Source organism: Nonomuraea sp. NPDC050547, assembly GCF_044457345.1.
Lineage (GTDB): Bacteria > Actinomycetota > Actinomycetes > Streptosporangiales > Streptosporangiaceae > Nonomuraea.
On the sequence record NZ_JBITGW010000010.1, the window covers coordinates 165,689 to 189,316 of the forward strand.

General features: G+C 72.0%; 23 protein-coding genes. 14 read left to right on the forward strand and 9 right to left on the reverse strand.

What is annotated here, in order from left to right; genetic code table 11:
* The first annotated feature begins 11 nt into the window (after positions 1–11).
* The gene (locus tag ACIBHY_RS25495) at positions 12–683 is read left to right on the forward strand and encodes a pyridoxamine 5'-phosphate oxidase family protein (protein WP_397307881.1); all 672 of its coding nucleotides are present in this window, start codon (positions 12–14) and stop codon (positions 681–683) included.
* The gene (locus tag ACIBHY_RS25500; RefSeq protein ID WP_397307882.1) at positions 673–1,836 is read left to right on the forward strand and encodes a dipeptidase; all 1,164 of its coding nucleotides are present in this window, start codon (positions 673–675) and stop codon (positions 1,834–1,836) included. The genes ACIBHY_RS25495 and ACIBHY_RS25500 overlap by 11 nt, the downstream gene beginning before the upstream one ends.
* Here the strand turns inward: ACIBHY_RS25500 and ACIBHY_RS25505 are convergent.
* Complete coding sequence (locus tag ACIBHY_RS25505; RefSeq protein ID WP_397307883.1) at positions 1,826–2,689, reverse strand: proline racemase family protein; 864 nt, start codon at positions 2,687–2,689, stop codon at positions 1,826–1,828. The two genes, ACIBHY_RS25500 and ACIBHY_RS25505, sit on opposite strands and share 11 nt — an antisense overlap.
* Before the next feature lie 220 nt (positions 2,690–2,909).
* On the opposite strand from ACIBHY_RS25505, the gene ACIBHY_RS25510 reads away from it, so the two are divergent.
* The 6 genes from ACIBHY_RS25510 (at position 2,910) to ACIBHY_RS25535 (ending at position 9,758) form a co-directional block, all read left to right on the forward strand.
* Positions 2,910–4,139, forward strand: coding sequence for a PucR family transcriptional regulator (locus ACIBHY_RS25510; protein ID WP_397307884.1), 1,230 nt, complete (start codon positions 2,910–2,912; stop codon positions 4,137–4,139).
* A gap of 130 nt (positions 4,140–4,269) precedes the next feature.
* Entirely contained in the window at positions 4,270–5,853 is a 1,584-nt protein-coding gene (locus ACIBHY_RS25515; RefSeq protein WP_397307885.1) for an ABC transporter substrate-binding protein, read from the forward strand.
* A complete protein-coding gene (locus ACIBHY_RS25520) occupies positions 5,850–6,800 on the forward strand; it encodes an ABC transporter permease (RefSeq protein WP_397307886.1) in 951 nt (316 codons plus the stop codon). The genes ACIBHY_RS25515 and ACIBHY_RS25520 overlap by 4 nt, the downstream gene beginning before the upstream one ends.
* Entirely contained in the window at positions 6,800–8,632 is a 1,833-nt protein-coding gene (locus ACIBHY_RS25525; protein WP_397307887.1) for a dipeptide/oligopeptide/nickel ABC transporter permease/ATP-binding protein, read from the forward strand. The genes ACIBHY_RS25520 and ACIBHY_RS25525 overlap by 1 nt, the downstream gene beginning before the upstream one ends.
* A complete protein-coding gene (locus ACIBHY_RS25530) occupies positions 8,625–9,374 on the forward strand; it encodes an ABC transporter ATP-binding protein (protein WP_397307888.1) in 750 nt (249 codons plus the stop codon). Before ACIBHY_RS25525 ends, ACIBHY_RS25530 begins: the two co-directional genes overlap by 8 nt.
* Positions 9,375–9,383: 9 nt before the next feature.
* On the forward strand, positions 9,384–9,758 hold the full coding sequence (locus tag ACIBHY_RS25535) for a thiol-disulfide oxidoreductase DCC family protein (protein ID WP_397251178.1): 375 nt from the start codon (positions 9,384–9,386) through the stop codon (positions 9,756–9,758).
* Here ACIBHY_RS25535 and ACIBHY_RS25540 read toward each other — a convergent pair.
* Both ACIBHY_RS25540 and ACIBHY_RS25545 read right to left on the reverse strand, forming a co-directional pair.
* Positions 9,663–10,532 (reverse strand): hypothetical protein, encoded by an 870-nt coding sequence (locus ACIBHY_RS25540; protein WP_397251176.1) that lies wholly within the window; start codon positions 10,530–10,532, stop codon positions 9,663–9,665. The genes ACIBHY_RS25535 and ACIBHY_RS25540 overlap by 96 nt on opposite strands.
* On the reverse strand, positions 10,517–10,930 hold the full coding sequence (locus tag ACIBHY_RS25545; RefSeq protein WP_397251174.1) for a hypothetical protein: 414 nt from the start codon (positions 10,928–10,930) through the stop codon (positions 10,517–10,519). The genes ACIBHY_RS25540 and ACIBHY_RS25545 overlap by 16 nt, the downstream gene beginning before the upstream one ends.
* A 230-nt stretch (positions 10,931–11,160) precedes the next feature.
* On the opposite strand from ACIBHY_RS25545, the gene ACIBHY_RS25550 reads away from it, so the two are divergent.
* Complete coding sequence (locus tag ACIBHY_RS25550; protein ID WP_397251172.1) at positions 11,161–13,410, forward strand: LuxR C-terminal-related transcriptional regulator; 2,250 nt, start codon at positions 11,161–11,163, stop codon at positions 13,408–13,410.
* A 39-nt stretch (positions 13,411–13,449) separates the two neighbouring features.
* On the opposite strand, the gene ACIBHY_RS25555 is transcribed toward ACIBHY_RS25550, so the two are convergent.
* The 3 genes from ACIBHY_RS25555 to ACIBHY_RS25565 all read right to left on the reverse strand — a co-directional run bounded on the left by ACIBHY_RS25555 (position 13,450) and on the right by ACIBHY_RS25565 (position 16,689).
* The gene (locus tag ACIBHY_RS25555) at positions 13,450–14,706 is read right to left on the reverse strand and encodes a hypothetical protein (RefSeq protein ID WP_397307889.1); all 1,257 of its coding nucleotides are present in this window, start codon (positions 14,704–14,706) and stop codon (positions 13,450–13,452) included.
* Positions 14,707–14,887: 181 nt separating this feature from the next.
* Entirely contained in the window at positions 14,888–15,433 is a 546-nt protein-coding gene (locus tag ACIBHY_RS25560; RefSeq protein ID WP_397251168.1) for a TetR/AcrR family transcriptional regulator, read from the reverse strand.
* Positions 15,434–15,468: 35 nt separating this feature from the next.
* Positions 15,469–16,689: an MFS transporter gene (locus tag ACIBHY_RS25565; RefSeq protein ID WP_397307890.1), complete on the reverse strand. Its 1,221-nt coding sequence runs from the start codon at positions 16,687–16,689 to the stop codon at positions 15,469–15,471.
* A 90-nt stretch (positions 16,690–16,779) separates the two neighbouring features.
* Here ACIBHY_RS25565 and ACIBHY_RS25570 point away from each other — a divergent pair, with 90 nt between their 5' ends.
* Positions 16,780–17,421, forward strand: a complete 642-nt coding sequence (locus ACIBHY_RS25570; protein ID WP_397307891.1) for a TetR/AcrR family transcriptional regulator — start codon at positions 16,780–16,782, stop codon at positions 17,419–17,421.
* A 7-nt stretch (positions 17,422–17,428) separates the two neighbouring features.
* Entirely contained in the window at positions 17,429–17,980 is a 552-nt protein-coding gene (locus ACIBHY_RS25575) for a hypothetical protein (protein WP_397307892.1), read from the forward strand.
* Here the strand turns inward: ACIBHY_RS25575 and ACIBHY_RS25580 are convergent.
* Positions 17,955–18,341 carry an RrF2 family transcriptional regulator gene (locus tag ACIBHY_RS25580; RefSeq protein WP_397307893.1) on the reverse strand — a complete coding sequence of 129 codons (387 nt, stop codon included), beginning with the start codon at positions 18,339–18,341 and terminating at the stop codon, positions 17,955–17,957. The two genes, ACIBHY_RS25575 and ACIBHY_RS25580, sit on opposite strands and share 26 nt — an antisense overlap.
* Before the next feature lie 105 nt (positions 18,342–18,446).
* On the reverse strand, positions 18,447–19,376 hold the full coding sequence (locus ACIBHY_RS25585; protein WP_397307894.1) for a sulfite exporter TauE/SafE family protein: 930 nt from the start codon (positions 19,374–19,376) through the stop codon (positions 18,447–18,449).
* Between the two features lie 362 nt (positions 19,377–19,738).
* On the opposite strand from ACIBHY_RS25585, the gene ACIBHY_RS25590 reads away from it, so the two are divergent.
* From ACIBHY_RS25590 to ACIBHY_RS25600, 3 genes are all read left to right on the forward strand, one after another.
* Positions 19,739–20,575 (forward strand): PRC and DUF2382 domain-containing protein, encoded by an 837-nt coding sequence (locus ACIBHY_RS25590; protein ID WP_397307895.1) that lies wholly within the window; start codon positions 19,739–19,741, stop codon positions 20,573–20,575.
* Between the two features lie 116 nt (positions 20,576–20,691).
* Complete coding sequence (locus tag ACIBHY_RS25595; RefSeq protein WP_397251154.1) at positions 20,692–21,561, forward strand: MEDS domain-containing protein; 870 nt, start codon at positions 20,692–20,694, stop codon at positions 21,559–21,561.
* Positions 21,551–22,300, forward strand: coding sequence for an ATP-binding protein (locus tag ACIBHY_RS25600; protein ID WP_397251152.1), 750 nt, complete (start codon positions 21,551–21,553; stop codon positions 22,298–22,300). The genes ACIBHY_RS25595 and ACIBHY_RS25600 overlap by 11 nt, the downstream gene beginning before the upstream one ends.
* Positions 22,301–22,455: 155 nt before the next feature.
* On the opposite strand, the gene ACIBHY_RS25605 is transcribed toward ACIBHY_RS25600, so the two are convergent.
* The gene (locus ACIBHY_RS25605; protein WP_397307896.1) at positions 22,456–23,613 is read right to left on the reverse strand and encodes an alkaline phosphatase PhoX; all 1,158 of its coding nucleotides are present in this window, start codon (positions 23,611–23,613) and stop codon (positions 22,456–22,458) included.
* Between the last annotated feature and the right edge of the window lie 15 nt (positions 23,614–23,628).

Here is a 23,628-nt window from a genome sequence, read left to right on the forward strand (position 1 = left end):
AAGGAAGGCCCGTGACGAGCAACGACGAGGTTCCCGGACCGGCGAGCCCGAGAGTACGGGTCCGGCGCAAGGCGGATCGGGGATCCTACGATCCGGCGTTGGTGCGGCGGATCCTCGACGACGCGCTGATGTGCCGGGTCGCCTTCGCCGACGGCGGGCAGCCGTACGTGCTGCCGACCCTGCACACGCGCGTCGGTGACCTGCTCTACTTCCACGGCTCCCAGCGCAACCGGATGCTGGGGCGCATGCTGGGCGAGCCCATCTGCGTCGAGGCGACGGTGGTCGACTCGCTGGTGCTTGGCCGCTCGGTGATGGAGAACTCCATGAACTACCGCTCCGTGGTGGTGCTCGGCGCCGCCCACGAGGTGCTGGAGCGGCAGGAGAAGCTGGAGGCGATGCACGCGCTGGTGGAGCGGATCGCGCCGGGCCGCATCCCGGAGCTGCGCCCGCTGACCGACGCCGAGCTGAACAGCACGCGTGTGCTGGCGGTGCCGCTGCTGGAGTGCTCGGCCAAGGTGCGCACCGGCCCGCCGATGGACCGGGCCGGCGACTACGACCTGGACGTGTGGGCGGGCGAGGTGCTCCTGCGGGTGTCCGCGACCACCCTGGTCCCCGACCCGCGGCTGAAGCCGGGCATCGAACCCCGGCCGGCCTTGGTGGAGTGGAGGCGTGATGGCCTCTGAGGAACACGTGTACGGCCGCTTCGACTTCGGCCTGACGCCGGAGCAGGAGGAGCGGGCACGGCGGCTGCACCGCGACGGCGTCGTCGTCGACCTGCTCTACCAGGGCCCCTGCTCACCCGACGTCTGGACCGCCGAGCTCATCGCCGAGCTGGACGCGCTCGGCTCCGACGACCTATTCACCGTCGCCTTCTTCCTGGAGAAGAAGGCACTGGCCGGGCAGTTCCCGAGGTACAAGGAACTGATGGACGCCTCCGGGGTCACCGCCCCTGCCACCGGCGGCTACGTGCTCAGGGACAAGGCGTCGATCCTGGACGCCGCGCACCTGGCCGCCCGGGCGCTGGAGGCCTTCCCGTGGATGCGCCGCGCCCGGACGGCGGGCGACATCCGGGCCGCGCACGCCGCCGGCGGCCAGGCGGTCTGGGGCCTGGTCCAGACGAACATGCTCGCCCCAGGAGACCTCGACCTCATCGACATCGCCCACGACCTGGGCGTGCTCAACACCGTCGACTGCGCCTACAACAGCATGAACTTCATCGGCGCCGGCTGCACCGAGCGCTATGACTCCGGGCTGAGCCACTTCGGGCTCCAGTTCGTGCGCCGCTGCGACGACGTCGGCGTGATCGTCGACACCGCGCACTCGGGCCGCCAGACCACCCTCGACGCCTGCGCCGCCTCCCGCAAGCCGGTCATCGCCACCCACACCTCCGCCAACGCCGTCTTCGCCCACGACCGGGCCAAGAGCGACGAGGAACTGCGCGCGATCGCGGGGACGGGCGGGGTGATCGGCGTCTACGTCGTGCCGTTCTTCCTGGCCGCGCCGGACGACCCGGACCCGACCATCGAGCTGTTCCTCGACCACGTCGACCACATCAGCGACCTCGTCGGCTGGGAGCACGTGGCCATCGGCACGGACTGGCCGCTGGCGCTGCCCCATCACGTGATGGAGGCCGCCTTCGGCGGCAGGCAGGCCGACTTCGGGTTCCGGCCCGAGCACGGCATCGACAAGGTGACCAGGACGCTGGACGGCTTCCGCGACTACCGCGACCTGGTCAACCTCACCCGCGGCCTGGTCTCGCGCGGCTACGACGACGACCAGGTCCGCGGCATCATCGGGGAGAACTTCCTGCGGGTGTTCGAGGCGGTCAACGGCTGAGGTCCACCCGGCCGCGCAGCAGGATGCCCCAGCCGGAGGCCCGGTCCAGCCGGGCCTCGAAGGCGCTGCCGTACGGGCTGAAGTGACGTAGTGTCTCGCCCTCGGCCAGCTCTCCGTCGGTGAGCGCGAGGACGAGACGGGCGCAGGTGCCGGTGCCGCACGGGCCGACGTTGACGATGCGCTCGCCCCAGACGACCGCGCTGCGGGTGGCGCCGTCCACGACGGGCTCGGTCAGCAACAGCAGGCCGGGCCGCGCACCGGTCCGCGCGGCCAGCGCCGCGCCCGCCTCGCGCAGGAACGCGTCGCCGGGCCCCGCCAGCTCGTCCGGGCGGTCGAGGTCCAGGCCCGCCGCGGCGGCGGGCAGCGCGAGGAAGGAGTTGCCCGCGACGCTCACCGCCCGCACCGTGTACGGCCGCCCGCCCACCTCGACCACGTACGTGCCCGGCGGCCGGGCCGCAGGCGGCATGCGCAGCGTCACCGTGCCGTCACCCCGGTCGGTGGCGCGGATCAGCCCGCCCGCCGTGTCGAAGACGACCGTGGCCCCGTCGCCGGGGGAGCGTACCGCCCCGGCGAACATCGACGCCTCTCCGCATCCGCCGAGCGGCCCGTCCGCCGCCACGAACAGCAGCCCGTCGTCGGCGTCGGGACGCGGCGGCCGGGTCACCACCGCCACGATCGCGCCCGGATCGCCCGCCATCGCGGTGAAGAACTGTGCGCGCACCTCCTCCAGAGCCGGGCCGAGCGCCGCCCCGACCCCGGCCATCGAGCCGGCCCCGTGGGCGATCGAGGTGAGGTCGGCGCAGGCGACGGGCTGACCCGATGTCGAACCGCTGGCCAGGAACCTGTGAGTCATGCCGCCCATCGTCGGCTCGCGCGGGCCCGCCGCTCGACGGACGGACGCAGGAAAGAGCGGGGCCCGGTTGCGACGGGCGGCGGTTGCTTGGACAGCCGTCGAAAGCGGGCCACGCGGGCTTCGTCCTGGCGCGGAGGAAACGGGGGGCCGGTGCGCGTATCGTGCGGAAATGAGCGTACTTCCGGCTGACAGTGGTGTTTCGGGTTATAGGCTCACCGCTGTGACCAGCGAGTTGCAGCGTCTCGTGGACGGCTTGGGCCGGCGGCTGCAGCGCAACGTCACGGTCGATGACCGGCGGCTGCGGCAACTGGCCTTCTCCTCGCACGAGTACGGCGAGATCGACCGGCTGCGCGAGCAGTCCATCTTCCGGCGCGACGTCCCGGACGGGGCGCTGGAGTGGACGTTCGGCGCCGGCGCCCGCTCCGCGCCGGGGCCCTTCCGCCCGCCGGTGGCGCCCGAGATCGGCGCCACGATCCAGCGGCTGTGCGTGCCGATCCGGCAGGAGGGCGCGCTTCTGGGGTTCATCTGGGTCCTGGAAGGCGACGGCCCGCTGTCGGAGGAGGAGCTCGGCAGCGTGCTGGCCACGCTCGACACGATCGCCATCGTCATCCAGCGCGACCAGCTCGCCCAGGAGCTGTACCGGAGCCGGGCCAGGGAACTCGTGCGCGCCCTGGTCGTGGCCGACGACGCCCGGCTGCGCGAGCACACCGCGGAGGAGCTGATCGACGCCGACCTCTTCGTGGCCGCCGAGCCCGTCGTGGCCATGGTCGTCACCGTCCACGCCGGCGAGCAGGCGCTGACCGACACCGAGCGCTCCACGCTGGAGGGCTGGCTCGAACGCGTCAGCGGCCGCCTGTCCGACCGCCGCCACATCAGCCTGGTCCGCCGCGATCACGGGCTGCTCCTGCTGTCGGACAAGGACCCGCTGGTCAGTGGTGACGCCAAACGCCACCTCGCGGAAGAGCTCCTCGACCACCTCGACCGCGACCTGTCGGGCGCCGACGTGGCCGCCGGGATCGGCGAGCCCGTGACCGAGCTGTCGGCCTTCTTCCAGTCCTACGGCCAGGCCCGGCGGGCCGCCCGGGTCACCCGCCTGGTGGAGGGGTTCGGCCGGGTCGCCGGCTTCGACCGGCTGGGCGTCTACGGCCTGCTGGTGCGCATTCCGCTCGACGAGCTCACTCCCCAGGCGCTCCCGCCGGGCCTGCGGCGTCTGCTGGACGCCGGGGCCAAGGGCGAACAGCTCGCCGACACCCTCGAAGCCTTCCTCGACCACGCGGGCGACGTGCAGACCGCCGCCGAGCAGCTGTACGTGCACCGCACCACGCTGTACTACCGGCTGCAGCGGATCGAGGAGTACACCGGCGCGCACCTGGCCAACGGCGAGGACCGCCTGGCCCTCCACCTCGGACTGAAGATCGCCCGCCTGATGGGCCTGCGCCACCACCTCTGAGACTTCCGACAATCTGCCGAAGCGCCGGGTTCATTCTTGCGACTGCTGTCGTTAGGACGGCGGCCTCCCCTGTATGAAACTGAGCCGCAACCAGCTCAGACCGGGGGACGCCGGCCGATTGGAACCACCCATGCGCAAACCGCTCATCCTCCTTGTCTCCACCGCCCTGGCCACCGGTTGCGCCGGTGCGTCACCGCCGGGCGGCGGCGGGCACACCTTGGCCAAGGACGGCACCTTCACCTTCGCCATCCCCGCCGACCAGGGCATCCTCGACCCCTACCGCAACCTGCTCCCGCTCGGGGAGATGGGCAGCCTGGCCTACGACGCGCTCGTCAATGTCACCCCGGAGGGGACGGTCGTCTCCGGGCTGGCGACCTCCTGGAAGGCCGACGCCCAGACCGCCACCTTCACGCTGAGGAAGGGCATCACCTGCTCCGACGGATCCCCGCTCACCCCGAGGACCGTCGCACGGGTCTTCGGCTTCCTCAAGGACCCGAAGAACCAGTCGCCGATGTACGGCCTGCTGGTGCCGGCCACGCCCTTCGAGGTCAGCGCCGACGACGCCGCGGGAACGGTGAAGGTGACGATGAAGAAGCCCTTCGCCCTCCTGGCCGAGACACTGGGCCGCGTGCCCATCGTCTGCGACAGGGGCCTGGACAACCCCAAACTCCTGGAGACGACCTCGGCCGGCAGCGGCCCCTTCGTCCTCACCAAGGTCGTCCGCGGCGACCACTACACCTTCACCCGCCGCGACGGCAACACCTGGGGCCCGGACGGCGCCGCCAACGACGCCCCCGGCACCCCCGCCACGATCGTGGTCAAGGTCATCCCGAACGAGACCACCCGCGCCAACCTGCTGCTGTCCGGCGAGATCAACATGGCCGGCGTCGGCGGACCCGACCGCGACCGTCTCCAGGCCCGCAAACTGGAACGCTACGACGTGTCGACCATCCTCGGCGAGCTCTGGTACAACCAGCGCGACGGCCGCCCCGGCGCCGACCCGCTCGTCCGCCAGGCGCTCACCGCCGCCCTCGACCTCGACGAACTGACGAGGGTCTCCACCACCGGCACCGGCAGACGGGCGGGCAGCCTGGTGGCCAACCTCGCCCAGCCGTGCGCCGCCGACTCCGCGACCGGCCACCTGCCCGCCGCCGATCCCGGCCGCGCCGCCACCCTGCTCGACCAGGCCGGATGGGCCAAGGGCGCCGACGGCACACGCGCCAAGAACGGCAGGAAGCTCCTCATGGACCTGCACTACAGCCCCAGCGAGGGCGAGGGCAGCGTGGCCGCCACCGAACTCGTGGCCAAACGCTGGCAGGCGGTCGGCGTCACCGTGAAGCTCACCGCCGACGATCCGGCGGCGCTGTCCAGGACCATGTTCGAGAGCGGCGACTTCGACGCCTATTGGGCCGGGTTCAAGTTCGACCTGCCCAGCCACATCCTGCCCTGGGCCTCCGGCGAGGTCCCGCCCAAGGGCCAGAACTTCGCCGGCATCGACAATCCCGACTTCGTCAGGCTGGCCGCCAAGGCCGCCGCCACCACCGGCGCCGCGGGCTGCGCGCTGTGGAACGAGGCCGAGCGGGCCCTGTTCAAGGCGGCCGACGTCGTCCCGATCTCCATCGCCCAGCAGCCCTACTACTTCCACAAGGCCAAGGCCGCGACGGAGGGCTGGCTGCAGCAGCCGATCCCGACCAGCATCAGGGTGCTGCGGTGAGGAGCCCCTGGGTGGCGTTCGCGCTGCGCAGGACCCGCCGGTTCGCCGTCTCGCTCTGGGTCCTCGTCACCGCCGCGTTCCTCATGATCCACCTCATTCCCGGCGACCCGGTGCGCGGCGCGCTCGGGCTGACCGCGCCGGTCGAGCTCATCCGCGAACGGCGCGCCGCCCTCGGCCTGGACGACCCGCTCTGGGCCCAGTACCTGGACTTCCTGCGCGGCCTGGTGACCGGCGACCTCGGCACGTCGATGGTGAGCAACATGCCCGTGACCCAGACCATCGGCGAGCGGCTGCCCGAGACCGTCAAGCTCGCGCTGCCCGCGTTCGCCCTGGTACTGGCGGCGGCCATCCCCGCCGGCCTCGTCATGGCCGTCCTCACCAGGGGCGGGCGGCGCCGTGCGGGGGAGCTGGCCTTCACCTCCGCCAGTGTCTTCCTTGCCGCCATCCCCGAGTTTCTGCTGGCCGTGGGGCTCGTCTACGCCTTCGCCGTACAGTTGCCGTGGTTTCCCGTGGCCGGGCGGGACGGGCTCATCTCCTACGTCCTGCCCGTGCTCGCCCTCGCGATCGCGCCCGCGGCCATCCTGGCCAGGATCGTGCGGGTCGAGCTGCTGTCGGTCCTGGGCGACGACTACATCCGTACGGCCCGCGCCAAGCGCCTGACCGCCCGCCTGGTCTACCTCCGGCACGCGCTGCCGAACGCGCTCACCGCCACCCTCACCGTCGCCGGACTCACGCTGACCGGGATGGTCGTCGGCACCGTGCTCGTGGAGAACGTCTTCGCCTGGCCGGGGATGGGCTCCACGATCGTCGAGTCGATCCTGAGCAAGGACTACCCGATGGTCCAGGGCGTCGTCCTCGTCTACGGGGCCGGAGTGCTGCTGGTGAACCTGCTGGTCGACGTGCTCCTCGCGGCGCTCGACCCCCGATCCGCGATCAAGGAGGGCTGATGGCCCGCAAATGGCTCGCCGCCGTCCGCACCCCGATCGGAGCCTGCTCGGCCGTCCTGCTGGTCCTCGTCGGCGCGCTCGCCGTCCTCGCGCCCATCCTCTGGGGCGAGGCCGCGGAGCTCACCGACACCACCGCCATCAAACAGGGCCCCTCCGCCGGCCACCTGCTGGGCACCGACTCCCTGGGCCGCGACCTGTTCCTGCGCGTCGTCGTCGCCACCCGGCTGTCGGTCTCGCTCGCGCTCGCCTCCACCGCCATCGGCCTGGTCGCCGGCGTGATCCTGGGTCTGGCGCCGTCGGTACTGCCCCGGCGGGCCGGACGCCTGGTCACCGCCGCCGTCGACATCGCCGTCGCCTTCCCCGCCCTCCTGCTCGCCCTGTTCCTCGCCGTCATCTTCGGGGTCGGCGTCAAGGGCGCCGTGCTCGCCATCGGCCTGGCCGGCGCCCCGGCCTTCGCCCGCCTCACCCAGACCCTGGCCGCCTCCGTCTCCGGCCGCGACTTCGTCTCGGCCGCCAAGGTGGCCGGGGTCGGCAGGATCCGGCTCATGACCCGGCACATCCTGCCGAACATCGGCGAACCCCTCGTCGTCAACGCCACCATCGGCGCCGGCGCCGCCCTGCTCGCCTTCGCCGGCCTCTCCTTCCTCGGCATCGGCGTACAGGCGCCCGCATACGACTGGGGCCGGCTGCTCGGCGAAGGACTCGACCGCATCTACACCAACCCCGCCGCCGCCCTGGCGCCCGGGATCGCCGTCGTGGTCATCGGGCTGGCGTTCAACCTCTTCGGCGAGACGGCCGCCGCCGTGATCGGCATCCGCGTGCCCAGGACCCGGGTTCGGAAACGGCCGCCGCCCGCCCCGGCGAAGACCGCCCGCGGCGAGGACGAACTGCTCGTGGCCGAGAACCTCGAGGTCGCCTTCCCCGGCGTCACCCCCGTCCGCGGCGTCAGCTTCACCATCGCCCCCGGTGAGGCGGTCGGCATCGTGGGGGAGTCGGGCTCCGGCAAGAGCCTGACCGCGCTGGCCGTCTCCAACCTGATCGAGGCGCCCGGCGTGGTGCGGGCGAGCCGCCTCGACTTCCTCGGCGTCCCCCTGCTGTCGGCCCGCCCGGGAGAGTTGCGTACGCTCCTCGGCCCCTCCCTGTCCATGGTCTTCCAGGACCCGATGACCTCCTTCAACCCGGCCCAGCGGATCGGCCGCCAGCTCGCCGAGGTGGCCGAGGCCCACCAGGGGCTGTCGCGGCGGGCCGCCATGGAACGCGCCGTCGACCGGCTGCGCGCCGTCCACGTGGGAGAGCCGGAACGGCGCGCCCGCCAGTACCCGCACGAGTTCTCCGGCGGAATGCGGCAGCGCGCGATGATCGGCATGGGGCTGATGGCGCGGCCGCGCCTGGTCGTGGCCGACGAACCCACCACCGCCCTGGACGTCAGGGTCCAGCGCGAGGTGCTCCGCCTGCTGTCGCGCATCCGGGCGGACGGCGCCGCCGTACTGCTGATCAGCCACGACATCTCCGTGGTCAGGAAGACCTGCTCGCGGCTGCTGGTCATGTACGCCGGCCGCGTGGTCGAGGATCTGCCCGTCACCGCCACTCCGCGCCACCCCTACACCCGGGCCCTGCTCGCCACCGTCCCCGACCTGGACACTGACCTGGACCAGCCGCTGGCGACCATCCCCGGCCGCCCGCCCAGCCCGCACGAGGTCCCGGCGGGCTGCGCCTTCGCGCCGCGCTGCGCCCTCGCCGCCGAGCGGTGCGTACACGAGGATCCCGCCCTGGCCCGGACGGCGCCCGGCCACTTCCTCGCCTGCTGGAACCCGGAGCCGCCCCATGAGTGACCTGCTCTTCGACGACGTGACCGTCCACTTCGGCGCCGCCCGCGCCGTGCACGGGGTCACGCTCGCGGTGCCGTCCGGCACGACCGTCGGCCTGGTCGGCGAGTCCGGCTCCGGCAAGTCCACCCTCGCCCGTGCCGCTGTCGGCCTGTCGCCGATCACCTCCGGCCGCGTCCTCCTGGACGGCGCCGACGTGACCTCCACCCGCCGGCGCCCGCTACAAATGGTCTTCCAGGACCCCTACTCCGCGCTCAACCCCCGGATGACCATCGGCGAGTCCATCGCCGAGCCCATGCCACGCGAGGCCCGCAAGGGTGCCGCGGCCAGGCGCGCCGCCGTCGCCGACCTGCTCGCGCGGGTCAGCCTCGACCCCGGCCGCGCGTCCATGCTGCCCGGCCAGCTGTCGGGCGGCCAGCGTCAGCGCGTCGCGCTGGCCCGCGCCCTCGCCGGCCGCCCCAAGGTCGTCATCGCCGACGAGATCACCTCCGCCCTCGACGTCTCGGTGCAGGGCGCGATCCTCAACACGATCAGGGACCTGCGCCAGGAGTTGAAGCTCACGATGCTGTTCATCTCCCACAACCTGGCCGTCGTCCGGTACGTCAGCGACCACATCGCCGTCATGTACCAGGGCGCCATCGTGGAGTGCGGCCCCACCGACCAGATCATCACCGCCCCCGCCCACCCCTACACCCAGGACCTCCTTGACGCCGCCCGCCTGTGCCGCGCCCGGTCCGGCACGGGTTAGGTTGGATCCATGACAGCCGTGCTCGTCTACGACGGAGACTGCGGGTTCTGCACGACGTGCGTGCGCTTCATCGAGCGGCGCATGCGCGTCCGGCCGCGGATCACCTCCTGGCAGGCGGCCGACCTGGCCGCCCTCGGCGTGACGGAGGAGCGGGCGCGCTACGAGCTGCTGTGGGTGTCCGGAACCGGCGTGTACGGCGGTGCCCAGGCGGTGGCCAAGCTCCTCCTCCACGCGGGCCTGCCCTGGAGCCCGCTCGGCGCGATCCTGCGGCTGCCGCCGATCCGCTGGCTAGCCCATGGTGTCTACCGCCTTGTCGCGGGCAACCGGCACCGGCTGCCCGGCGGCACCGCGGCGTGCGCGCTGGAAGATCCGCTCAAGAGGTAGGAACGCGGCCAGGCAGATCACGTGCGGCAGGAAGTGGATCGTGATGGCCGCCCAGGTGAAGAAGTGGAAGGCGAGAAAGAACCCCACCCCGGCGTACAGCGCCCTGCCGCGCAGGAACAGCAGGATCGGTGAGGCCGTCTCGGCCAGCAGCACCACCCACTGGCCGATGAGCAGCGCGCCGGGTATGCCCGCCACGAAGTGCCCGAAGAACGTGCCGCGCCGGGTGACCGCCCACTGGAAGGTGGCGCCGTTGGGCCACTCCCACCCGCCGTGCCGGATCTTCGCGTAGGCGGACAGGAAATAGGTGGCCACGACGGCGATCTGCACGCACCGCAACGCCCACCCCGCCGCCTGCCCGCTCCGCGGCGCCCCGGCGGTACGCCCCACGGTGGGCAGGACGAACAGGGTGACGATCAGGGCCAGGTGGTCGTGGTCGACCTTGCCGTACGACATCGCGAGCACGGCCCAGTAGGTGTAGCCGAGCGCGGCCACGTAGCCCGCCACTCTCGGCAGCCGGCCGGCGGCGGCGGTGAGCGCGGCGAGCACGACGAGCGCGAACAGCGTGTACACCAGCGCCGTACCGGCCCCGGGCAGGTGGAGCAGGCGCGCCACCAGGACCGGCCGGTAGATGGACGAGCCGTGCGCGTGCCCCCACACCCCGCCGGTGAACAGCATCATGTCCACCGGCAGGAACAGATAGACGATGACCCCCAGGAGACGGACCCGCCGCAGCGGCTCCTGCGGGAACCACCACCTGGTCAGCGGACCTGCCATGTCACCCTCTCCACGTGGTGCGTCGACGCCGGGCGCCGGTCCTTCAGCGTGATGACCTTGGTGATCACGTAGATCCTGGTCAGCCGCGGGTCCTCCGGGCGGATCCTGGCGTGGTTGGCGGCCAGTTCCTGCAGCAGCGACGGTTCGGCCACGTAGCGTCCGAGCTGGCCTTCGAGCTCGGCGCGGCGGATGCCGACGTAATACGGCTCGATCGGGATCTCCACGCGCGTGCCCGCGGCGGTGTCGGCCTCCATGATCAGCGATCTGATCTCGCCGTCGGGCGGGATGCTGAACGCGTACTGCACCATCGGCCCGAAAGGGAAAAGGTCGTCGTCCCCGGCGACCGTGCCGTAGCCGAGCGCCATGAGCACGGCAGTAGCCGCGACCAGGCGCCACATTCTTCTCCCCCGGGTAAGAATTGCCCCCATGCGCCCAGAAAACTATCAGGATTAATCGCCGATATCCCGAAAAATACAGATATGTCAACCAAAGGCGACGTTCACCGGGCGATTCACTGAAGGTTCATCGGGAAATTCGGCGTTCCCATTCGGAGCTGTTCGATACCCTATCCGGCCCGTGACCGGCCGGTTACGATCCCGGAGTGATGATTTCGGCGACAGAGCGGCGAATGGGGCGGCTGCCTGCGGAATTCACGAGCTTCATCGGCAGAAATGCCGAGCTGCGCGAGATTCTGCGACTGTTCGGTCAATCCCGGCTGATTACGCTGGCCGGACCGGGTGGAGTCGGCAAAACGCGGCTGGCGATCCAGGCGGTCGCGCAGACGGCCGACAACTACGCCGACGGCATCTGCTTCATCGACCTCGGCGCCCTGCACGAGGCCGACCTGATCGCCGCCACGGTCTGCGAGTCGCTGGGCCTGAGCGCGCAGAATGTCGGCGCCCCCGGCACGATCCTGGTCGAGTACCTGGCCGGCCGGCACCTGCTCCTGATCCTCGACACCTGCGAGCACCTGGTCGACGCCTGCGCCGACCTCACCGAGAGCCTCCTGCGCGCCGCCCCCCGCCTGACCATCCTGACCACCACCCGCATCCCGCTGAACATCCCCGGCGAGCACGTCCTCGGCATCGGCCCGCTGACCTGCGTGCCTCCCGCGGCCGACGACGAGCCCGAGCTGTCGGAGGCGGCCAGGCTGTTCGCCGACCGCGCCACCGCCGTCGCCCACGACTGGCGGCTGACCACCACCAACCTGCAGCCCGTGCACCGGCTCTGCGAGCGCCTCGACGGCATCCCGCTCGCCCTCGAACTGGCCGCCGCCCACGTACGCACCCTGTCGGCCGAGCAGATCCTGGCCAGGCTCGACCACCGGATCCTGGAGGTGCCCGGCAGGCGCGGCCGCCGCGGCCGCCACCAGACCCTCGACGCCACGATCGGCTGGAGCTTCGAGCTGTGCTCGCCCCGGGAGAAGCTCCTGTGGGCCCGGCTGTCCGCGCTGACCGGCGACTTCGACCTCGACATCGTCGAACGCGTCTGCGCCGACGAGCACCTGCCGCGCCACGACGTCGTCGCGACGCTGTCCAGCCTCGTCGACCAGTCCATCGTGCTGCGCACCGGCAGCCAGGACGACGCCCGCTTCCGTCTGCTGGACACCGTCAGGGAGTTCGGCGCCCGCGAGCTCGAACGGCGCGGCGAGCGCGACACGCTGCGCACCAGGATCGCCGGCTGGCTGGTCGAGAACGCCGCACGGGCCCGGCGCGACCTGCCGACCGGCGCGCAGGTGGGCTGGCTGGACTGGTACGCACGGGAGCAGCACCAGATCCGCGAGGCCTGCGACCACCTGCTGCGCGGCGGCCGGCACGAGGAGGTGTTCCTCACCGTCGCCCGGCTCATCGCGATGCACGGGCTCATCGGCGAGGCCCGCTACTGGGCCGGGCGGGCCTTCCCCGGCACCACCGCCTCCGGCGAGGGCCTGACGATGCACGCGCTGTTCATCGTCATGCACGACGAGGCCGACGCGGCCCGGCCGCTGCTCGACCGGGCGGCCGCCCTCGCCGAGTCGACCGGCGACGAGCCGCTCAAGGGCTACATCGCCCTGGTCGACGGCATCGCCGGCCTGTTCGCCGGTCAGCTGGCCGAGGCGCGTACCCGGCTGGAGGAAGGCAGCGCGATCCACGCGCGCCTGGACACCCGCGACGTCCTCGTCCCGCTCGGGCCGGTGTTCATCGCGGTGGTCGCCGCCCTGCAGGGCGACTTCGACGGTGCCGTCGAGCAGGCCGCCGCGGTCGTGACGGCGGGGGCGGAGGCCGGTGAGCTGTGGGCCCGCTCCTACGCCGAGGCGGTGTGGGGCATGACGCTCATGCTCAGCGGGGAACCGTCGGCGGGCCTGCTGCGGCTGCGCGAGGCCCTGCGTGTCAAGCACGACCTCGACGACATGCTCGGCATCGCCCTCGCCCTGGAGTTCTACGGCGGCTGCCTGCTCAACCTCGGCACACCGGAAGCGGCCGCGCGCCTGATCGGCTCCGTCGAGGACGCGCGCACCGTCAGCGGCATCTCCATGTTCGGCCCCCAGCACACGCTCATCAGGGAGATCATGGAGCAGCAGTGCAGGGACGCGCTGGGCGAGGAGGCCTTCGACGCCCAGCGCCGCATCGGCCACGAGGTCGGCCTCGAACGCACCCTGGCCGGCATCCTCGCCGAAACCGACCCGCCGGCACCCGGGCGGAGCGTGCCGGAGCCGCTGACCAAACGCGAGTACGAGATCGCCCGGCTGGTGTCCCAGGGCCTGACCAACCGGCAGATCGCCGAACGGCTCGGCATCGCCAAACGCACCGTGGACACCCACATGGAGAACATCCTCACCAAGCTCGCCATCTCCTCCCGGGTCCAGATCGGCGCCCGGATCCAGCGCGACGCCCCTTGACGGCTCCCGCGCGCGGGAGCCGTACCGGAGACAAAGGGGTCAGGCGCAGGTGGCGAGCAGGACGGTGACGACGGTGCAGGGGGCGTCGTCGCTGTCGTTGGCCGGGTTGGGGTCGGCGGGGGACGAGGCGGTGCGGGTCGCGGTGACGGTCACGTTGCCGAGGCTGAGCAGGCCGAGCGGGAGCCGGAAGGTGGCGCTCGCCGAGGCGCCGGCCGAGAGCGCGGTGTAGGCGCAGGTGACGGTGCCGGGGACCGACGTGCAGCCGGGGGAGAGGTTGGTGGCGGTCCTGCCGGGCGGCAGCGTCGCGGTCAGCGTGGCCGAGGTGAGCGGGCCGGGACCGGCGTTGCGCGCGGTCATGCGGTAGCTCAGGTAGGGGACGAGCAGGCCGAGGCGCGGTTGCGCGGCCAGGTCCACGGCCACGTCGGTGGCGCCGGCCGGGGCCCAGTCGATCGTGAACTGGAAGCCGGGGATGACGGCCAGCGCGCTCTTGCCGGTGCCGTCGGTGTTCATGGTGAACAGGTCGTTGTCGGAGGTGTAGGCGATCTTGGTGCCGTCGGGCGACCAGCGGGGCGCGCTGCTGAAGGTGGCGTCGTTGGAGAGGTTGGCCTGGCCGCTGCCGTCGGCGTTCATCACGTGGATCTGGGCGCGGTTGGGCGCGAAGCGCGTCCAGCCGTAGGTGATCTTGGTGCCGTCGGGCGACCAGTCGGGTAGTCCGGCGCCGTCGTTGCCGCTGTAGCCGGTGAGCTGGGTCTCGCCGGAGCCGTCGGCGTTCATGACGGAGATGTTGCGGGTGGGGTCGCGGAAGGCGATCCTGTCGCCGTTCGGCGACCACGCGGGGGCGTCGCCGAACACGCCGAGCGAGGTACGGCCGGAGCCGTCCGGGCCGACCACGGTCAGGGTGCTGTCGCCCGCCCGGTAGATGATCTTCGTGCCGTCCGGCGACCAGTCGACGGGCGCGTCCACGACGGGGCCGCCGGTGTCCACCTGGGTCTGCCCGGTGCCGTCCGGGTTCATCGTCCAGAGCCGGTGGGAGCCGTCGGCGAAGCGGGTGAAGGCCACGCGCGTGTTGTCGGCGTTGGCCGCGGCGTTGGAGTCGGCGACGTCGTTGTCGGTGAGCTTGGTCAGGCCGCCGCCGTCCGGGTCGATCCGGTAGATCTCCTTGTCCGGGTCGGTCGTCTGGTCGACGAAGTAGATGGGGCCGTTGCCGCCGGGGAAGGCGGCGTGGGCGGGCGCGGCCAGCACCGCCGACACCAGCGCGACCACGCCGGCGAGCACCGGTAACGGATGACGGAGCATAGATACCTCCAGGCAGGACGAGACCGTCGGTGGACCCAGCGATGACGGCGGCCTGCTGGAGCACCCGATCCGGGACCGGGGAAGCCCACCCAGCGACCTTTTCCCGTCCGGACCGTCCGTCAACCACCGTCACCTGGCCAACAGCGGACACCTCGCCCCCGCGCGTCGCGCCGGTGAAGGCCTAGATCGTGACGAGGGCGCGGCACAGGCGCGCGGCCTCGGCCATCAGCCGGTCCCGGTCGGCGGGGAAGTGGTAGACGTGGTCGGCACTGCCGTGCATCACGTGGTAGAGCACGATCGCCGTCGCCCCCGGATCGGGCACGGCCACGCCGGCCTCGGCCAGCAGCGCGACGATCGCGTCGACGGCCGGGTTGGGTCCGGGCCGCTCCGGCCGGGCGGAGCTGTGGAACAGCACGTCGTGCAGCCGGAGGTCGCCGAGATACTCCGCGATGCCGGCCAGCATCCACCGCTCGACCCGCTCGACCCCGTCCGCCGAGCCCGCGATCTGGATCTGCCGGGCGGCGAACCGCTCCACGTACCGGTCCCTGAGCGCGCCGACCAGGTCGTCCTTGCTGGAGAAGTGCAGGTAGAAGGTGCCCTTCGCGACTCCGGCCCCGGCGGTGACGTCATCGACCGTCAGCGACTCGACTCCGGCCCTGAGCACGAGCGCCTCCGCCGCGTCGAGCAACTGCGCGCGCCGCTGTCCCGCCGGCCTGGTCCGAGCCACCGTGTCCCCTCACTCCCGGTCGTCGGCCAGCCACCCTATCCCTGCCGCGCCTCGGCGGGCCGCTCGGGCCGGGCGCCGTCCCGCCGCAGGAGCGGGTGGGTGTAGAGCAGCACGATCACCAGGCCCATGATGGCGACGGCGGTGACGAGCGGGACCAGGGGCGACAGCGCGTACAGGGAGGTGGCGAGGGTGGGCGCGAGGACGAACGTGAGCGCGTTGTTCGCGGCCACCACCCCGGCCAGGCCGCCCTGCTCCTCCTTCGTCATCGCGAACGTCGGGCCCGCCGTGTAGCCGGGGATGGCCAGCCCGAGCCCGAGTCCGATGATCAGCACGGCCGCGACGAACACCGGCAGGCCGAGGTCCGGCAGCAGCAGCACCAGGCCGCCCAGCGCGACCAGGGCGCCGGCGCGCATCAGCCGCCGCGCGGGCCAGCCGACCCTGGGCACGATGACCACCTGCGCGAGCAGCATGCCGACCCCCGCCGCGAGCAGGGTGCCGCCCGTGGCGCCCGCGGTCTGGGTGGCCGACAGGCCGTTGCGGTCCTGGAGCAGGAAGCCGATGAGGATCTGCACGAAACCGAGCGCGGTGAACATCCCGAACCCTGTCAGCAGGTACGGCCACACCCGCCGGTCCAGCGGGCGCACGCGGGGCGGCGCGGCCACGAGCTCGCGGGCGTCCTGCGGCTTGACCAGCACCGCGACGAGCACGGCGCCCACCGCGAGGATCAGCGGGACGGCGTAGAGCGGGGTCAGCATCCCGAAGCCGCCGAGCAGCCCGCCCACGCCCGCTCCCGCGATCATCGCGATGCCCTGGGCGGCCCCGATCGCCGCCATCGCGGCCAGGCGGTCGCGCTCGGTCTCGGTGGCGTCGGCGGCGTACGCCTGGGCGGTGGGCGGCACCGCGGCGAACGCGACGCCGAACAGCACCCCCCTGGTCAGCACGAACAGGCCGAACAGCAGCGCGCCCGAGAGCAGCGCGGCGATCCCGAGGTGCGCGAGGACGGCGAAGGCCAGCATCGCCGCCGTTGCCCCGGTCAGGGCGCCGACCAGCACCGGCTTGCGGCCCCACTGGGCGGACTTGCGGCCCCAGAACTGGCTGGTGAGCACGACGACGACGGCCGAGGTGCTGATCATGACGCCGACCTGCCAGTCGGCCAGGCCGACCTCGCGGGCCAGCGGCGCGATCAGCGGGTTCAGGGTCTGCTGGCCCAGGAAGATGATGAAGACGCTCAGGTAGAGCACGCGTAGCCGCGCCATGGCACTCCTCGGAGGACTTAGGTAAGCCTTACCGTAGTGGCGGCTCACGCTGTTTTGCAACGGCATTCGCAAAACCGCCATACTGGACCCATGCGCGAACCGACCAGAAAGGGCGGCCGCCCCCGGGTGGTCGACCGGGAGGCCGTGGCCAGGGCCGTCGTCGAGCACGGGTTCGTCGAGCTGTCCGTGAGCGCGATCGCCCAGCGGCTCGGGGTCAACCAGGCGACCCTCTACCGTCACATCGGCGGCCAGGACGACCTCGTCGACACCGGCGTGACGCTGCTGATCAGGCAGGCCGCCTGGCCGGCCGGGGGCGCGCACTGGCGCGACCTGCTGGAAGGCGCCGCCTGGACGGTCTGGGGCATCCTGCGCGACAACCCGGGCCTCATGATGGCGGCGGGCAGGCGCCTGCTGGCCAACGACGAGCTCATCGTCGCGTTCAACCGGCTGTGCCTCGACCTGATCAAGCAGGGGCTGTCGCCGGACAAGGCCACGCTCGCCGTCGACTTCGTCCTGGACCTGGCCTGCAACACCGTCCTGTCGCGGGACTTCATGCTGGCCGGCGCGTTGGAGGGCGACCGCGAGCCGCCGCGCGCCTGGACCGGCAACTTCGACCCCCGGGTGCTGGAGGTCATCACCCGGGCCGCCGGTCCCGGCCATGAGGAGTGGTTCGCCGGCAAGCTGACGATCGCTTTGGATGGGATCGAGCGGATGTTCGCGGATGTGAGATAGTCAGCCGGTGAAAGCGATCATCCGGTGGGTCATGCCCGCTCTGGTCCTGCTGGGCTTCGCGATCTTCTTCAACGACAGGGGCGGCAAGAGCGAACCGGACTTCACCATGGCCGAGGTCAACGTGATCGAGGGAACCGTCGCCGCCTTCGACGTCTCCAGGACCCAGACCGGCACCGGCAACCGCCAGTCCACCCGCGTCGACTACCTGCTCACGCTGACCGGCCGCCCGCAGAACGTCTCGTTCCGGTTGGACACGACTCCGGCGGGCGGGGTCACGGCGGGCATGCGCGTACGCCTGGAGATCCTCGAGGACGCCGAGGAGGCCTTCACCTCGGCCACCCGCTACCCCGACGGGACCAACCGGATCCACGCGGTCGGGGCCGTGGTCGACGGCAAGCCCGTCTACACCGCCGCCGAGTACGTCGCCAGGAGCGAGTCGGCGGCGTCGGGCAACGGCCGGATCGCGCTGATCTTCCTGCTGCTGGCCCTGGCCTGGGGCGCGGTGGTGTACTTCGTCAAGATCCGGCCGTACGTCAGGAGCGGGAAGGCCGCGTGGTGACGTCGGCCAGCGTGACCTCGCCCAGCAGCGCCGCCTCGTAGCCGTCCAGCCGCTTCCACACCTCGGCCAGCGGGGCGGCGGCGCCGGGGAAGCGGGCGGCGGGCGGCTCGGCCCCCTCCGTCACGGCGATCACGTCGGCCAGAGTGATGTCCCCGGCCGGGCGGGCCAGCCAGTAGCCGCCCTCGGGGCCGCGCCGGCTGCGGATGAGCCCGGCCCGGCGCAGGTGCAGCAGGATGCTGTCGCAGAAGCGGCGCGGGATGTCCTGGCCGGCGGCGATCTGGTGGGCGTGCACCGGGGCCGGGGCGGTGGCCAGGGCGCACATGGCGCGCAGCGCGTACTGGGTTCTGGCGGAGATCCGCATCAGCGTTCCCCGCGGCGGTGAGCTGCTCTCAAGGGGACACTCCTTCGGAAAAGCGCGATGCCCCCGGCTCGCGGCCGGGGGCATCGCAGGCGATTCACGGGCGGCTCAGGCCGGGGTGGGCTCCTCCTGCCGGTCCAGCTCGGAGTCGACGGCTTCCACCGACTCGTTCGCCTTGTCGCGGCGGTACTCGCGTACCGAGTAGACGATGGCGCCGACCCAGAGCAGCGCGATGAGGACGTAGGCGATGGCCTGGACGTTGCCGGGCGCGTCGATCCAGTCGCTGCGCAGCAGGGTACGCACGTTCGTCAGGATGATCACACCGCCGACCGCCGAGCCCAGGATGCGCGGCGGGATGTGGCGCACCAGCCAGGCGGCGATGGGTGCGGCGATCACGCCGCCGAGCAGCAGGACGCCGACCCAGGCGAAGTTGATGTTCTCCGAGCCGATGCCGACCAGGAAGCCGATGCTGGCCGCGATGGCGACCAGGAACTCGCTGGCGTCGATCGAGCCGATCACCTTGCGCGGCGGGATGCGGCCGCTGGCCAGGATCGCGGGGGTGCCGACGGGTCCCCAGCCGCCGCCGCCGGTGGCGTCCACGAACCCGGCGACCAGGCCGAGCGGGCCGAGGAAGCGCTTGCGCAGCGGCTTGCCCAGGTTGCCGCGCGGCAGGCCGAACGCGGTGAAGCGGATGAGGATGTAGACGCCGAGCGTCAGCAGGATGACCGACATGATCGGGGCGGCGAGCTCGGTGGACAGGCTCGACAGGAACGTGGCTCCGGCGAAGGCGCCGATCGCGCCCGGGATGCCGATCTTGGCGACGACCTTCCAGTCGACGTTGCCGAAGCGCCAGTGAGAGATGCCGGAGGCCAGCGTGGTACCGATCTCGGCCAGGTGGACGGTCGCTGACGCGGCGGCGGCGTTGGTGCCGATGGCCAGCAGCAATGTGGTGGAGGTGACGCCGTAGGCCATGCCCAGGCTGCCGTCGACGAGCTGCGCGGCCAGGCCGACCAGGCCCAGCAGGATGAGTGATCGCACCGCATCCGCCTTTCCCGCTTTTCCTGCTATATCGGTCGGGATTATCATGAATGCTGGGAAGGGGTCAGGTCAAGTCACCGGGCGCAACTGCGCGCGCCGCCGTCCTCCGGGGGGCGGGGTAGATCCACATTCGGCCGCTTTCCATGCAATCGGCGCCTGGTGCAAGCGACGGTCATGCCGGCCTCCTGACCAGGTATGTGAGACGCCTGGGGCGAGAGTGCCGCGGTCGGCGCTGTGGGGGGCCGTTCGCCCGGTTCGCGTGATGTGAGCCCCGGTAAGGGTTGGTTCGGCATTCGGGCAACCCCCGATAGGCCCCCCGGCTGCGGGCAGCGAACCAGAAAAGCGAATCGGGGGTTTCTCACGTGATTACGCAAGAGCAGATCCACGACCTGATCGGACACACGCTCTACGACAGCGACGGCGACCGCGTGGGGGAGGTGAAGACCATCTATGTGGACGACACGTCCGGAGACCCGGAGTGGCTCACGGTCAAGACCGGGTGGTTCGGCATGCACGAGTCGTTCGTACCGCTGCGCGCGGTCAGAATGATCGGTGACCGGGTCGAAGCGGGATTCGGCAAGGACCAGATCAAGGACGCGCCGAGGGTCGACGTCGAGGCCGGCGGCCGGTTGTCAGAGGGGGAGGAACGCGAGCTCTACCGCCACTACGGCGTCGAGTGGGGCGACGGCCGGCGCCCGCCGCTCGTACCCGGGCAGCCCGGCAGCCCCGACGCCCGCACCGACACAGCCGCCCGCACGGACATGGGCGCCCGCTCCGACGTGGACGCCCACACGGACATGGCGTCCGAGGACGCGATGACCCGCTCGGAGGAGCACCTGCGGGTGGGCACCGAGCGCTACGAGAGCGGCCACGCCCGGCTGCGCAAGTACGTCGTCACCCAGGAGGAGCAGGTGACCGTGCCGGTCAGCCACGAGGAGGTCCGCGTCGAGCGCGAGCCCATCACCGAGGCCAATCGCGACGCGGCGATGCGCGGCCAGGACATCACCGAGGCCGAGCACGAGGTCACGCTGCACGCCGAGCGGGCCGTCGTGGACACCGAGGCCGTCCCGGTCGAGCGGGTACGGCTGGCCAAGGAGGAGGTCACCGAGGACGAGACCGTCTCCGGCCAGGTGCGCAAGGAGCGCATCGAGGCGGACGGCGACGTGGAGGGGGAGCCTGACGGCACCGACCGCTGGTGACCGCACCTCCCGCCACCGGACCGGGGCCCGGCGTGACGGGCCCCGGTCCGGCCTTGCCCTAGGCTGAGCCCGGCACGTCCGCGTGGCATGCGCGGCACGCGCCCCGACAGGAGTGGGTGGGGTCGATAGACGCGGACTCGCAGATCACGGATCTGACACTGGACGACCACGCGTGCCTCACGTTCGGCGAGCGCGAGGAGTACCTCGACCTGACCGCCGCCTACATCCGCGACGGGCTGGCGGAAGGGCTGCGGGTGGTGTGGCTGAGCGAGGAGCCGCAGGCGGCCCGCGCCGAGCTCGACCGGCGCGGCCTCGCGGTCCGGCACACCGGCGAGAGCGGGCGGATGCGGATCGTGGCCTGGCAGGACGGGCTGCTGTCCGGCCGGCAGTTCGCGCTGGAGGACGCCATGCGGTGGCTGCGCGCCCAGCGCGACGAGGCCGAGCGGGCGCATCGCGGCCTGCGCGTGGCGATCGACATGGGCTGGGCGCTGAGCCCGATCCAGGGCGTCGAGCAGCTGCCCGCCTTCGAGCGGCAGATCGCCGAGACGCTGGCGGGCACCCGCGTGTCGGTGCTGTGCCAGTACGACCGCGAGCGCTTCGACCCGGTCACGCTCGCGTCGGTGTCGGCCTTCCACACACGCTCGGTCGCCGCCGCCACCTACCACGACGATCCGCTGCTGCGCATCTGCCGGCAGTACGCGCCGCCGGGCATCCGGCTGGCCGGGCAGATCGACTCCACGGCGGGGGAGTCCCTGGCCCTGGCGCTGGCGGAGGTCATCCGCGGCGACGCCGACGTCACCGTCAACATGGCCGAGCTGACCTTCATCGACGTCGCCTGCACGCGGATGATCCTCGACTGCGCGCGCAGCATCTGCCCGGACCGCAAGGTGGTGCTGCGCTGCCATCCGGCGATCACCGCGCGCTTCGTGCTGCTCGGCGCTTCGGACATCGCCGGTGCTACGGTGGAAACCGCCGATGAACGGTGACCAGCCCCTGGACCCGCCCACCGGTGCGGAGCGGCCGCCCCGCACCGATCCCGCCGTCGATCCGCCCGGCGGCGGTGAGATCCTGCTCGCGATGGATTTCGACGGCGGCTCCCTCTACGCGCTCAGAGCCAGTGTGGAGGCGCACGCCACCGACGTGGGGCTGCCGCACGGCCGCGCCGCCGACCTGGTCATCGCCGTGCACGAACTGGCCATGAACGCCGTGCGCCACGGATCCGGGCACGGCACGGTGACGCTCTGGGCACGGGACGGGATGGTGTGGTGCCGGGTCGGCGACCCCGGCCGGGGCGAGGACGACCTGCCCGGCGAGCCGTGGCCCCGCAGGCACGGCCACGGGCTCTGGATCGTGCGCACGCTGGCTGACGAGCAGACGGTGTCCACGGGCCCCGGCGGAACGCACACCACCATCGCCATGGCGCTTCCCGGCGAGGCCGCCGAGCGTCCCGCGACGATCCTGCCGGAGCATGACCACGGACGCGCGGTGCTGCGCCTGTCCGGCCTGTTCGACCACGGCGCGGCGCTGGAACTGCTGGAGCGGGCGCGGAGCCTGCCGAGCCTCGTGCTGGACCTGACCGAGGCCGGTCCGTGGGACTCCGACGGGCTGGCCGCCCTGGTCACGCTGCGGCAGCGTACCGAGTTGCGGCTCACCGGAGTGCCGCTCTACCTGCGCGAACGGCTCGAAACTCTGGACCCCGCCCTGTCCGAGGCCATGGACGACTGAACCCGCGGCGCGGAAGGGCTCTGAAGGGGTCGCGGGCAGGAGCGGGCAGTTGCGGCGGATCGACCGCCGCGGCTTGCCGTTCGACCGGCGCGGCCGATGTGCCGTTCGGCCGGCACATCGGCCGCGTCATCGTCCGGGTGAGCGCCGAAGACGGGTCAGGGGCGGAACGGGCCGGTCACGCAGTAGGTGATGCCGCCGGAGGAGGAGCCGCTGGTGCCGCGCTGGGAGGAGAAGTACAGGCGGTCGCCCGCGGGGTTGAACGCCGGGCCGGTGATCTCCGACGAGCCCTGGCCGCTGATGCGCAGGAACACCGAGATCTGGTCGTTCGGGGTGATCATGCAGATCTCCATGTTGCCGCCGTCCTCGGCCACGTACAGGTCGCCGCCGGTCGAGCCGGTCACGTTGTCGACGCCGGTCAGGGGCGGGCTGCCGGGGCTGACCAGGCTGTCGTCGTAGGCCAGCTCGTAGGTGTTGTTCGCCAGGTTGAGCTGCCAGAGCCGGTTGTCGCCCTTGGTGGTGAACCAGACGGTGTCGTCGGCGTAGTGGCAGCCTTCGCCGCCGTTGAAGGACTTGGAGCCGGAGACCTGGCTGCGGGTGGCGGTGGGGGAGCCGTCGGGGTCGGGGACGTTCGCCCAGCTGAAGGAGCCCGAGGTGGAAGAGCCGGCGACGAGCACCTGCAGGGTGCCGCCGGACAGGTCGCCCCAGGTCGAGGGGACGAAGCGGTAGAACCTGCCGTTGCTCTCGTCCTCGGTCAGGTAGATCACCCGGCGGACCGGGTCGGCGGCGGCGGCCTCGTGCTTGAACCGCCCCATGGCGGCCCGCTGTACGGCGGCGCCGCCGAAGGGATAGGTCTCGTAGACGAACCCGCGGCTCACCTCCTCGCACGACAGCCAGGTGTTCCACGGCGTCTTGCCGCCCGCGCAGTTCTGCCGGGTGCCGGTGAGGATGCGCTGGGCCGACTGCACGGCTCCGGAGGAGGTGAAGCGGATGGCCGACGCGCCGCCGCCGGGGTTGATCTCGGAGTTGGAGACGTAGATCCAGCCCGCGCCGTCGGCGAAGCAGGCGCCGCCGTCGGGGGCGTTGTGCCAGGTCAAGGACGTACCGGGGACCGTCTGGCCGGAGCGGGCGATCACCTGGCCGGTGAAGCCGGCGGGCAGCAGGATGCCGTTGGCGTCCGCGGAGCCCAGCGGGCCGTAGGGGCTGGGCGCGTTCTGGGCGGGCGCGGCCAGCGCCGTGCCTTCCCAGAGGGTGAAGGGCAGCGCCATGGCGCCGGCGCCGAGAACCGAGGCACGCAGGAAGTTGCGTCTCTTCATCGGTGTGACCCTTTC